Here is an 11,845-nt window from a genome sequence, read left to right as displayed (position 1 = left end):
ATTCTTGTGTAAATCGACGTCTCATTTTATCTGCCTCTATTAAAAGTTAGAGGCGACAACTATCCTGACACAGGGGGCGATGTAGGTGAGGTTTTATACCTCGCTTTCACTTTTAGAGCATTAAAGCCACGTTACATGAGCGCGAAGTAAATTCGCACCTACAAGTTTGTAGAGCACGGTGGTTTAAACTGCTGTGCTGAATTTTTAACTGTTTGTGATGGGTTTTCACCAAATAGTTGCGTGTAATCTTTAGCAAATTGTCCCGCATGCCAAAATCCCCAATTGGCTGCTATTACTGAAATTGGCTTATCTTGGTTTGGTTTTTTTAGTTCCCGCCTTACATTATTTAAGCGTGTTAAACGTAAAAACCGCAAAGGGTTAATTCCTAAAACACTCTCAAAACTATACTGAAGTGTGCGCCTACTTACAAAGGCAAGCTCGCACAGCTCGGTTATGGTTATTGGGTTTTGTGGATTTGTGGCCACGTAATCTTTTACTTTATCTACTACGGCTTTTCGATGTTTATAACTTGGCGCAATATTTTGTTGTGGATTATCTGCTTGTAATAAGTGTAGTGCCAACATGTTTAGCATATCTTGTTGCGATTCGGTTTTAAGTCCAAAGCCCTTGCCTACAACCATGCTATTAATTATTTGCCTTGCCGTTTGCAATGATGAGTTGCTTACCGATAAGCGAGCTGATTGTGCAGATGATAGGTTTTTCAATGTTACGCCTTGTAGCTGCGCCATATATTCAATTGAATTCCAATCGATTACCAAACCATAAATATTAAATTGCTCAGGGGTTATCAGCTCAAAGTCATTATCACTTGTACGGCACATAAATTGATTACTTGCCACACTTAGACCATTAATCTTACTTTGCTGCGACTGACAAGGAATGCCAAGCCAAACCGAATTGGGGGCGATGTTACATTGCTGACGAAGCGCTCGCTCGGTGTATTCTTTAAACACATGAATATTGACGTAATCTGTTTCTTCAATAAAACCATAAAAGCTGCCGTCGCTCATTTGATCGTATTTTTGCTGCCATTGAGTAAGGCTATGCGCTTGCTCGTCTATATCGTGTGTTTGCACCTTGCTCTTTAGTGGTGCGTTGTAGCTACTTTGCTGCGCCATATAGGGGATGCTCTTTTTCGTTACACTTTTATTATGGTTAAGTTAACACCGCTTTGCGTATGTAACCAATTGAATTGGATTAATAAATAATCTTTTGCCGAAATTCGATAGTTACTTGGTACAAAATAAGCTGTCTTGTAACTATTGAAAATTGATTTATAGCTAAAGATGCAGCAAAACCTATACCAAGGTTTATCATGTTAGTTATGTGGAGTAAATCATGGGGCAAGCGTACAGTTACACTTTAGGTACACACACTTATAAATTCAAGAACTTAGCCCAGTTAATGGCTAAAGCAACGCCACAGCGTTCGGGTGATCGCTTAGCGGGCGTCATTGCACAATCAGCACAAGAACGTGCTGTGGCTCAAATGACATTGGCCGATGTACCTCTTAAAACATTTTTAAATGAGGTACTTATTCCCTACGAAGATGACGAAATTACACGCTTAATTATTGACGAGCACGATGCCAATGCCTTTATGGCTATTGCACATTTAACTGTAGGCGATTTTCGTAATTGGCTTTTAAGCGACTTTGCAACACCCGCTGTACTTGCAAGTATAAGGCAAGGAATTACGCCTGAAATGGCTGCTGCAGTTAGCAAAATAATGCGCAATCAAGATCTCATATTAATTGCTAAAAAGTGCCATGTTACAAGTGCTTTTAGAAACACTATTGGCCTCCCTGGGCATTTATCTACACGTTTACAACCAAATCATCCAACTGACGATATTAACGGTATTGCTGCATGCATGCTTGATGGGCTGCTATACGGTAATGGCGATGCCGTAATAGGTATAAACCCAGCAACAGACAACGTTGCCCAGGCCATTAAATTAATGACATTAATGGATGATGTTATTCAAAAATACGCCATACCGACGCAAAGCTGTGTGCTTACACATGTTACTAACACTATTGAATGTATAGAAGCTGGCGCACCGGTTGATTTGGTATTTCAGTCGATTGGCGGCACGGAGGCTACTAACTCAAGTTTTGGTTTTAATTTAAATACTTTAGCTGAAGCGCAAGATGCCGCTTTGAGTTTAAAGCGCGGCACTGTTGGCAATAATGTGATGTATTTTGAAACTGGGCAAGGCAGTTCGCTTTCAGCAAATGCGCATCATGGGCTTGATCAGCAAACGTGTGAAGCTCGCGCTTATGCAGTTGCTCGTAAGTTTGATCCGTTACTGGTTAATACCGTGGTGGGGTTTATTGGCCCTGAATATTTGTTTGATGGTAAAGAAATTACCCGAGCAGGACTTGAGGATCACTTTTGCGCTAAGTTACTAGGCATACCGATGGGGTGCGACGTGTGTTACACCAATCATGCAGAGGCCGATCAAAACGATATGGATAATTTGCTAACGCTATTAGGTGTTGCAGGTTGCTCGTTTGTAATGGGAATACCTGGCTCTGACGATATTATGCTTAACTACCAAACTACGTCGTTTCATGATGCATTATATGTGCGTCGAGTTCTTGGCTCTAGACCCGCCCCTGAGTTTGAAGTATGGCTAAGCAAAATGAAAATTATGCAAAGCACTACCGACATCACACTTTCAGATACCTTGCCTCCCGCTTTTGCTAAACCTCTGGGTGCAATTGCTGGAGGTGGCTCATGAAATCACGTTCAAAACCGACCACTCCATTAGATAACTCAGTAAATGAGCATAAAAATAACGGTAATGTAGTGCACAACCCTTGGAGTGATTTACGGCGTTTTACCGACGCCCGTATTGGGCTTGGTCGCGCTGGTATAAGTTTGCCAACCTCAGAAATGCTGGCTTTTCAGCTATCTCATGCACAAGCGCGTGATGCGGTGAGTTTTCCGCTTGATATTAACGAAATAACTGAGCAACTAGGCAGTATTAGTGCTCTAAAAGAGGTTGCCCCTCCCCTGCATTTACACAGCCAAGCCGTTAACAGGGTTACTTACCTTCAGCGACCCGATTTAGGCCGCAAACTTGATGAAAATGGTAGGCAAGTACTTCTCAGCTATATGAATAAACAAAAACACACTACGCAGGCTAAATACGATTTAGCGATTGTAGTGGTTGATGGACTTTCGTCGTTGGCGGTACAAAAAAATGCATACCCATTTATAACAGAGCTATTAACGCACCTTACAACAGACAAGCAATTTAAAATTGCTCCCATTACTTTGGTTGAGCAAGGGCGAGTAGCGATTGGCGACGATATAGGTGAGTTGCTAAATGCGCAGGTGGTTATGGTGTTAATAGGAGAGCGCCCAGGACTTAGTTCGCCAGATAGCCTTGGCTTGTATTTAACATGGGAGCCCAAAACAGGACTTAACGATGCATGTCGTAATTGCATATCGAATATTCGCCCTGCAGGCCTACCTTATACAGAAGCGGCGAGACGCGCACTGTACTTATTACGTGAAGCTAAAAAACTAAAACTAACTGGGGTTAATTTAAAAGACCGCACACAAGATGATGTAATTGAGCATCAGGTTTCAACCACTAACTTTTTAATTGCTGAATAATTTTAATTAAAAACACATGAAATAAAAAATAAAAACTAAACATCAACGGAGAAAGGTTATGTCTACTAATAATAATACAGAGTACCTTGCTAAAAGACAGTTAAAACGGGGTACTGCGGGGTGGTTATTGCTCGCAGGTTTGGGTGTGTCGTATGTAATATCGGGTGACTTTGCAGGCTGGAACTTTGGTATCGCCGAAGCCGGTTGGGGTGGTTTTGCCATTGCTGCAGTATTAATGGCGGTTATGTATTTAGCGCTTGTACTATCGCTTGCTGAAATGTCAGCTGCAATACCTGCTGCAGGCGGTGGTTATAGTTTTGCGCGTCAAGCTATGGGGCCAGCGGGAGGCTATTTAACCGGGCTTGCCGTATTAATTGAATACGCCTTAGCGCCCGCTGCTATTGTTATTTTTATTGGCTCGGCAGTTGAAGCCCTCACCGGATTTAATGGCCCATGGGTATATGCATTATTTTACTTACTATTTGTGGGAATTCATTTAGCGGGCGTAGGAGAAGCGCTTAAAGTAATGATGGTAATAAGTGGTTTAGCGGTATTAGCTATTATTGCAACGGCTTTTGTTTTAATCACAAATTTTGATGCATCGCGCTTATTTGACGTCCCCGTAACCGATGCAGTGGGAGCCAGTGAGTTTTTACCTTTAGGTTGGTACGGGGTTTGGGCTGCATTACCGTTTGCCATGTGGTTATTTTTAGCGGTTGAAGGTGTACCGCTTGCTGCTGAAGAAGCAAAAGATCCCGCTAGAGATGTGCCAAAAGGCATTATTGGTGCAATGATCTTTTTGTTATTTACTGCTTTTTTAGTTGTTGTTTTAGTACCTGGTGCTGGCGGTGCTGCTGCAATGGGGGCAAGTGCTGTACCTTTAGTTGATGCATTAAATGCATCCGGTAGTGAGGGCTTAGCAACCGTTGTAAATATATTAGGGCTTGCGGGTTTAGTTGCTTCGTTTTTCTCTATTATTTATGGTTATAGTCGCTTAGTGTTTGCTTTATCTAGAGCCGGTTATTTACCACGTTCGTTGTCTATTACGACTAATCGCAAAGTGCCAGCACGTGCGTTGATTGTACCGGCAGTATTTGGCTTTTTAGTATCACTCAGTGGTGAGGGTGACTTAATACTTGCAATGGCAGTAGTAGGTGCAACGCTCTCGTATGCATTAATGGCGCTGAGTCATATTTTACTTCGCGTTAAACAACCTGATTTACCTCGCCCGTACAAAACTCCAGGTGGCGTAGTTACGTCAAGTATTGCTTTAGTACTTTCGCTTATAGCATTAACGGGCGTGTATGCGTTTGACCCTCGTGCATTTTTATACACTATGGTGCTGTTTATTGTGGGCGCCGCATATTACTTTGGCTATAGCTCAAAACACTTAGTTGCTAAAAGCGCTGATGAAGAGTTTGCAATGTTGGCAAATGCAGAATCTGATTTAGAAATGGCTAAGTAGGTATTAATAGTTATTAAATATAAGTGAGGCTACCCCTCACTCATATTTTTATACGTACAATACGATGTAAAAATGATGCCTGCATGTAGGCATCAAGTCCCTTCTATACTTTATTAATACCGTTTAAAACTAAAACTTTATGTTGCCGCGTAGCGCTTTGTTTTGCCCGTGTTTAGTTTTTTTATCCATGCGCTTTCGCTGTGAATTACGGCTGGGCTTGGTGGCACGACGCGCTTTATTAACAACGGTAGCACTAAGTATTAAATCTTTTAAGCGCTTAAGGGCATCTTCTCGGTTTAGCTCTTGAGTACGATGGCTTTGCGCTTTAATTATTAAAACGCCTTCTTTGGTAATTCTTGTATCATTTAAGGCAAGTAAGCGCTCTTTATAAAAATCAGGTAATTTAGAGCGGTTAATATCAAAGCGTAAATGAATTGCACTGGCTACTTTGTTAACATTTTGACCACCGGCACCTTGCGAACGAATAGCCGTTAGCTCTAGTTCCCATTCATCGATAGTGACAGTATTTGAAATTGTTAACATTGTGTTCAGCTCTATTTGTCAAAAATGTATTATATCATCAGTACATTAGCTTGTGGTGAATGAACTAAATTCTTAGAACTTAAATAAATTCTCATAAATTGTACTATAAAATCTGCCAATATATTATTTTGTGTTGGCAAGTGTTGCTTATTAGTTTCTAATTGGCACAACTTTAATACTAGGAAATGCTCAATGAAAAAAATACTTGTATCACTTAGCTTATTAGCAATGAGTTTCTCAAGCCTTGCAGTAGATATTAACGAAGGTCAACTTCAAAGCTATATGAAAGCACTGCCAGCTGTAACGAGCTGGGCAAGCAGCCAAGAGTCTTTAAAAGACTTAGACTTAGCAAGTATGTTAGGTGGTTCTGCAGATCAAAGTGTTGACGAACAAAGCTCTTTAGCTAATAGCGCACTAAGCATGATTAAAGAGCAAGACCTATACAAAAGCTTCGCGGGTGTTACAGGCCGCTACGGCTTTACACCAGAGCAACTAGTAACTGTAGGTTCTGAAGTATCAATGGCTTATATCGAAAACCTTAAATCGGGTTTATCTGCTGATAATCAAGAAACAGCGAATAAAGTAATGGGCGGTTTTCAAAGCATGAAAAGTGCTAAAGATAAAGGCGCTAGCTCGTTAATGGGTTCGTTTGGTAAATCGTCAAGCGCAGCTGAGGAGTCTACAGAGTCTTTAGTAAGCGAAAGCAACCTTGAACTTGTCAGCGAATACATGCCACAACTACAAAAGCTTTTTGCACTTCTATAAGTTTTATTGTTTTATAAAAAGGTGGCTTTTGCCGCCTTTTTTAATGCCTAATTTTTATATGACTTAGATAAATTACAATATTTTATAAGTAATACTGACCGGGACTATATGCAAAAACGGGGGAGTAAATTATTACTCCCCCGTTTTTATTTAGCGTACAGATTATTTAAGATCGAATCTGTCTGCGTTCATTACTTTTACCCATGCGTTTACAAAGTCATGTACAAAGCGCTCTTTGTTGTCGTCTTGTGCATAAAACTCAGCAAGTGCGCGCAATATAGAGTTTGATCCAAATACTAAATCAACGCGTGTTGCAGTCCATTTAGTAGTGCCACTTTTACGGTCTACTATATTGTATAAACCTTTTTGAGTTGGCTCCCAACGGTTTGACATGTCAGTTAAGTTTACAAAGAAGTCGTTGGTTAATGAGCCTACGCTATTTGTAAATACGCCGTGTTCGCTGCCAGCATAGTTAGTACCTAGTACTCGCATCCCACCAATAAGTACCGACATTTCTGGTGCACTTAATCCCATTAGTTGGCTGCGCTCTAGTAATAACTCCTCCGCTGATACTGCGTAATCTTTTTTCAGCCAGTTTCTAAAACCATCGTGAATGGGTTCTAGTACATCAAACGATTCTGCATCAGTCATTTCGTCTGTTGCATCTCCACGTCCTGGAGCAAACGGCACGTTTACATCAACACCGGCTTGTTTTGCAGCTTGTTCTACGGCTGCTGTACCACCTAAAACAATTAAGTCGGCGATGCTAACAGGTTTACTCAAGCCAGCCTGCACTTTTTCAAGCGCACTAAGTACTGATGCTAAACGTTCTGGCTCATTACCTTGCCAATCTTTTTGCGGTGCTAAACGAATGCGTGCACCATTTGCGCCGCCACGTTTATCAGAACCACGATAAGTACGTGCGCTATCCCAAGCTGTATTTATTAAATCAGCGGCACTAACACCACAATTTAATAATGTGGTTTTTAGATTGCTAATTTCGTCGTCTGTTAATGTGTAATCAACGGCTGGAATTGGATCTTGCCAAATTAAGTCTTCGCTTGGTACGTCGGCACCTAAGTAACATGATTTAGGACCTAAATCGCGGTGAGTTAGTTTAAACCAGGCACGTGCAAACACGTCTGAAAAGTAGTCAAAGTCGTTATAAAAGCGCTCAATAATTTTACGGTACGTTGGGTCCACTTTCATGGCCATATCAGCATCTGTCATCATTGGGTTCAAACGAATTGATGAATCTTCTACATCGACAGGCTTGTCTTCTTCTTTAATATTAATAGGCTCCCACTGATGAGCACCTGCAGGGCTTTTAGTGAGTTCCCATTCGTAGGTTAATAAAAGCTTACAGTATTCGTTATCCCATTGTGTTGGGTGCGTAGTCCATGCGCCCTCTACACCTGATGTAACTGTATCGCGGCCAATACCACGGGTTGTAGTGTTATTCCAACCAAGGCCTTGCTCGTGTACGTCAGCAGCTTCTGGCTCTGGGCCTAAGTTTTCTGCTTTGCCATTACCATGTGCTTTACCTACTGTGTGCCCGCCTACCGTTAATGCAGCGGTTTCTTCGTCATCCATTGCCATACGCGCAAAAGTTTCGCGAATTTGGGCCGCTGTTTTAAGCGGATCAGGTATACCATTTACACCTTCAGGGTTTACATAAATTAAGCCCATTTGTACTGCGGCTAATGGGTTTTCCATGGTGTCTGGTTTATCTACACTTTCGTAACGACCATCACTTGGCGCTAACCATTCTTTTTCAGCTCCCCAGTAAACGTCTTTTTCAGGATGCCAAATATCTTCTCGGCCGCCGGCAAAACCAAAGGTTTTTAAACCCATTGATTCGTATGCCATGTTGCCCGCTAAAATAATTAAGTCGGCCCATGAAAGCTTGTTACCGTATTTTTTCTTTATTGGCCAAAGTAAACGGCGCGCTTTGTCGAGGTTACCGTTGTCTGGCCATGAATTTAGTGGCGCAAAACGTTGATTACCTGTACCACCGCCCCCTCTACCATCGGCCAAACGGTATGAACCCGCTGAGTGCCATGCTAAACGAATCATTAAACCGCCGTAATGTCCCCAATCGGCTGGCCACCAATCTTGGCTATCGGTCATTAAGCTTTTTACGTCTGTTTTTAGCGCGTCAAGATCGATTGATTTAAATGCTTCAGCGTAATTAAAGTCGCTATTGTATGGATTTGATTTGGTGTCGTGCTGATGAAGAATGTCTAAGTTTAGGGCATTTGGCCACCAATCAGTATTGGGATTAGACGTTTTAGTATTACTGCCGTGCATGACCGGACATTGGCCTGCTTTAGGGTTGCTCATTCTGGAATCCTTATAATAGAAAAGTAAAATACTTAATCAATCAGTATTGTTGCTTATGTATTTATAACTTTTTAAAAAGTAACGGTTATTTTTATTTAATCGGCTTACTTATTATTTAGTGTGCCTGCCTAAACACTTACGTATCCTTAATATAGGCGCATAAATTATGCTACGCCAGCCTCAACATACTATTTAAAACGATTGCTCCAATTTATATTTTTGATTGGCCTTTTGCTAATGATGTATTTAACAATAGCTTTGTAATTACGTTCAAAATAATAGTAAAAATAAATTTGATGACGCTCGTATAAGGTATTACGTAAGATAAAAAAAATTAGTGAATTAACCTTAACCTTTTTACTAGACCTGTGATCGAATTGAAAAATTTCGGCGTAATGGTATGTGAAGGGTTTGAAAGTGGCTTTAATTTATTTGAAGCGCACATTGGAATACCCCCCTTCACCATGAAATTGTAGTTATATAGTTATAATTATAAAGGTGCATTACTTAAGCCCAATGCACCTTTACTTTATAAACCGAATACTTTGAGTATTCTTATATTTTTAACTAATTGAATTGAATTAAGTATTTGTTCATAAAGATTCAGTTAGTATGAAGTTGTTCTCCTGTGAATCCCTACGACATATTGTTGTTTTAAGCAGTTTTTGCCAGCTCATATTGAGCTGGTTTTTTTTGCCTATTTTTTCTTAAAACCAACTAAGTATTAGCAAAATGCTCATGCTTTAACCTGTTATTGCTAAGCTCACTAGGCTAAAAAATTCTTACAACTATTACTCCTATCTAAATTAGGTCAATTTTAATCCTGAAAAGTCAACGCGCCCTAGTGCCATTCAGCCCTGCATGTTAAAGTTATTACAGTAATTAATTTAATTAGGCGTACCGATGCGTTATTACCTATCTACACTTTTTGTTTGTTTAACTTTTTTTTCGGGCATAGTAAATTCTGCTGAACAAAAACCAGCAGACCCTACAGCACAACAAGAGCAACAAGCCCTCAAACAACTTAAAGAGTCTATGTTTAAACCGCTAATGGAGCGCTACATACTCGACGAGCTAAAAGCCGTAAGGCAAGATCAACAAAAACTCCGTGAGGATGTAACTAAGCAAGTTACTCATGCACAGCTTGATACTGCAGATCGCGCATTAACATACACTACCGATACTATTAATAATGTATTTTTTATAATTACCGCTACGGCTTCTATTTTGGTTTTAGTGGGCTGGAACTCACTACGCGATGTTAAAAACAAAGTAGAAGATATTGTAAATACACGTGTAAGTGTAATTACTGACGAGTATGAAGACCGATTAAAAATTCTTGAAGAAAAACTACGCGTACGCTCAGAAGAAATACTCAGTAACCAAGAGCGAATATCAGTTACCAACGAGGTTCATTCGTTATGGATGCGCGCCAATTTAGAAAGTGATTTTGCTAATAAAATTGAAATATTTGATGAGATTTTAAAACGCAAACCAGAGGATGTTGAAGCCATTGCTTATAAGGCCGATGCGTTATTAGAAATAAATGAAACAGCACAAGCCATTGAGTTGTGTAATCAAGCCATTGATATAGATAGTGTCTATGGTTATGCCTATTGGCAACGAGCATGTGCTTATGCGCTAACACATAAGCATGCTGATGCATTAGCCGACATTAAAATGGCACTTGAATACTCTCCAAATTTACGTAATGAGCTATTACATGAGAGCGCATTTGCAAGCTTACATGACAACGACAGCTTTAATACGATAGTAGCTGGTGAAGTTGTTTAAGCACTCAGTATTTGGCCTGTATGATTAGGCGCAACATCATAAAAAAGGGCCTTGGCCCTTTTTTTGTTTTTAAAGGTTATGTTTGTTGGGTAATACCAACCTGCATAAATTTTTGATCAATTTAACGAATTAAATTGCACTATAACGTCGTTAAAAATTTTTTATTTAGAACAACTAGATACAAAAATTTTTGCCTAGTTCTAGCTTAATTTTCTTAACGTTAAATAGACCCCATATATAAGCAGATTGGTATAATTAGAAGCTTTACTGCGCTCTACAAACTCTGCTCTACCGTAGAGTTAAGACCTAAAGTGATTAATTCACAAAGAGGTTTAGAGACGCTGCGCTTTTAGAGAAGAGCTTAGAAGTTAAAATAATCAGAAGTTGTGCTTCTAACATGAGCAACAAGTCATACTCTAAACTTGGTATAAACACTGCTATTCGCGCAAGTTACAAGCTTTTAAAGCAACGCTTGTACTTTTATAATGCCGAGTCAGCATTGGTTTTGCTCTTCTCATTTGCTCCTCTTTTTCTTCTCTGCGTGCATATTGTTTTTTAGGGCTGTTATACACAAATAGGTTTAGAGACGCTGCGCTTTTAGAGAAGAGCTTAGAAGTTAAAATAATAAAAACAATCAGAAACTGTGCTTCTAACATTAGCAACAAGTCATACTCTAAACTTGGTATAAACACTGCTATTCGCGCAAGTTACAAGCTTTTAAAGCAACGCTTGTACTTTTATAATGCCGAGTCAGCATTGGTTTTGCTCTTCTCATTTGCTCCTCTTTTTCTTCTCTGCGTGCATACTATTTTTTAGGGCTGTTATACACAAATAGGTTTAGAGACGCTGCGCTTTTAGAGTAGTTAGCTTAAGTAATTAGAAGCTGTGCTTCTCGCGCGAGCAAGCTTAGCGCCTACGTAGAAAACTTAACGCGGTGGTTAAAATTCACTTGTAGACGCGCTGCTTACGGGCGTTTAAAAACGTAGTTTTTAGGATGGGTGATTAAGTAATTAGAAGCTGCGCTTCTCGCGCGAGCAAGCTCTGCGCCTACGTGGAAAACTTAACGCGGTGGCTAAAATTCACTTGTAGACGCGCTGCTTGCGGGCGTTAAAAAATTCTCATTTAGAACAACTAAATAGTGAATTTTTTGCCTAGCTATCAACACGTTTTTCCATCCTCAAAATAGATCACTTAATTAAGCGAATTGGTATAAGTAATTAGAAGCTGCTACCCATTTTCTTCAGGCATAAAAAAAGCCGCATAAAATGCGGCTTTGGAGGTTTAG

9 protein-coding genes are annotated in these 11,845 nt (G+C 40.1%); 5 read left to right on the top strand and 4 right to left on the bottom strand.

Features of this window, described 5'->3' with window-relative positions; translation table 11 throughout:
* Positions 1-158: 158 nt before the first annotated feature.
* Positions 159-1,139: a helix-turn-helix domain-containing protein gene (locus tag I6F50_RS11315; protein ID WP_165741312.1), complete on the bottom strand. Its 981-nt coding sequence runs from the start codon at positions 1,137-1,139 to the stop codon at positions 159-161.
* A gap of 220 nt (positions 1,140-1,359) precedes the next feature.
* Between I6F50_RS11315 and I6F50_RS11310 the strand changes: the two genes are divergently transcribed.
* The 3 genes from I6F50_RS11310 to eat are packed head-to-tail and all read left to right on the top strand — an operon-like array spanning position 1,360 to position 5,115.
* Complete coding sequence (locus tag I6F50_RS11310) at positions 1,360-2,766, top strand: ethanolamine ammonia-lyase subunit EutB (protein ID WP_197176243.1); 1,407 nt, start codon at positions 1,360-1,362, stop codon at positions 2,764-2,766.
* Positions 2,763-3,650 (top strand): ethanolamine ammonia-lyase subunit EutC, encoded by an 888-nt coding sequence (gene eutC, locus I6F50_RS11305; RefSeq protein ID WP_197176242.1) that lies wholly within the window; start codon positions 2,763-2,765, stop codon positions 3,648-3,650. The genes I6F50_RS11310 and eutC overlap by 4 nt, the downstream gene beginning before the upstream one ends.
* 58 nt (positions 3,651-3,708) lie before the next feature.
* Positions 3,709-5,115 carry an ethanolamine permease gene (gene eat / locus I6F50_RS11300; protein WP_197159960.1) on the top strand — a complete coding sequence of 469 codons (1,407 nt, stop codon included), beginning with the start codon at positions 3,709-3,711 and terminating at the stop codon, positions 5,113-5,115.
* A 129-nt stretch (positions 5,116-5,244) separates the two neighbouring features.
* Here the strand turns inward: eat and arfB are convergent, their stop codons facing one another.
* Positions 5,245-5,658: an alternative ribosome rescue aminoacyl-tRNA hydrolase ArfB gene (gene arfB, locus I6F50_RS11295; RefSeq protein WP_007583522.1), complete on the bottom strand. Its 414-nt coding sequence runs from the start codon at positions 5,656-5,658 to the stop codon at positions 5,245-5,247.
* Between the two features lie 192 nt (positions 5,659-5,850).
* On the opposite strand from arfB, the gene I6F50_RS11290 reads away from it, so the two are divergent.
* On the top strand, positions 5,851-6,423 hold the full coding sequence (locus I6F50_RS11290; RefSeq protein WP_010555231.1) for a hypothetical protein: 573 nt from the start codon (positions 5,851-5,853) through the stop codon (positions 6,421-6,423).
* Between the two features lie 162 nt (positions 6,424-6,585).
* Here the strand turns inward: I6F50_RS11290 and katG are convergent, their stop codons facing one another.
* Positions 6,586-8,766 (bottom strand): catalase/peroxidase HPI, encoded by a 2,181-nt coding sequence (katG, locus tag I6F50_RS11285; RefSeq protein WP_197176241.1) that lies wholly within the window; start codon positions 8,764-8,766, stop codon positions 6,586-6,588.
* Positions 8,767-9,669: 903 nt separating this feature from the next.
* Here katG and I6F50_RS11280 point away from each other — a divergent pair.
* A complete protein-coding gene (locus I6F50_RS11280; protein ID WP_197176240.1) occupies positions 9,670-10,560 on the top strand; it encodes a tetratricopeptide repeat protein in 891 nt (296 codons plus the stop codon).
* A gap of 437 nt (positions 10,561-10,997) precedes the next feature.
* Here the strand turns inward: I6F50_RS11280 and I6F50_RS11275 are convergent, their stop codons facing one another.
* The gene (locus I6F50_RS11275) at positions 10,998-11,216 is read right to left on the bottom strand and encodes a hypothetical protein (RefSeq protein ID WP_165722933.1); all 219 of its coding nucleotides are present in this window, start codon (positions 11,214-11,216) and stop codon (positions 10,998-11,000) included.
* Positions 11,217-11,845: the final 629 nt, after the last annotated feature.

Source organism: Pseudoalteromonas sp. NZS127_1, assembly GCF_015864295.1.
Lineage (GTDB): Bacteria > Pseudomonadota > Gammaproteobacteria > Enterobacterales > Alteromonadaceae > Pseudoalteromonas > Pseudoalteromonas arctica.
Note: the sequence above shows the minus strand (reverse complement) of the source record. Positions and strands in the feature narration are given on the sequence as shown.

Coding starts and splice junctions, on each gene's coding strand:
- I6F50_RS11315 (WP_165741312.1), bottom strand. CDS start 1,139: ATGGCGCAGCAAAGTAGCTACAACGCACCACTAAAGAGCAAGGTGCAA.
- I6F50_RS11310 (WP_197176243.1), top strand. CDS start 1,360: ATGGGGCAAGCGTACAGTTACACTTTAGGTACACACACTTATAAATTC.
- eutC (WP_197176242.1), top strand. CDS start 2,763: ATGAAATCACGTTCAAAACCGACCACTCCATTAGATAACTCAGTAAAT.
- eat (WP_197159960.1), top strand. CDS start 3,709: ATGTCTACTAATAATAATACAGAGTACCTTGCTAAAAGACAGTTAAAA.
- arfB (WP_007583522.1), bottom strand. CDS start 5,658: ATGTTAACAATTTCAAATACTGTCACTATCGATGAATGGGAACTAGAG.
- I6F50_RS11290 (WP_010555231.1), top strand. CDS start 5,851: ATGAAAAAAATACTTGTATCACTTAGCTTATTAGCAATGAGTTTCTCA.
- katG (WP_197176241.1), bottom strand. CDS start 8,766: ATGAGCAACCCTAAAGCAGGCCAATGTCCGGTCATGCACGGCAGTAAT.
- I6F50_RS11280 (WP_197176240.1), top strand. CDS start 9,670: ATGCGTTATTACCTATCTACACTTTTTGTTTGTTTAACTTTTTTTTCG.
- I6F50_RS11275 (WP_165722933.1), bottom strand. CDS start 11,216: ATGTTAGAAGCACAGTTTCTGATTGTTTTTATTATTTTAACTTCTAAG.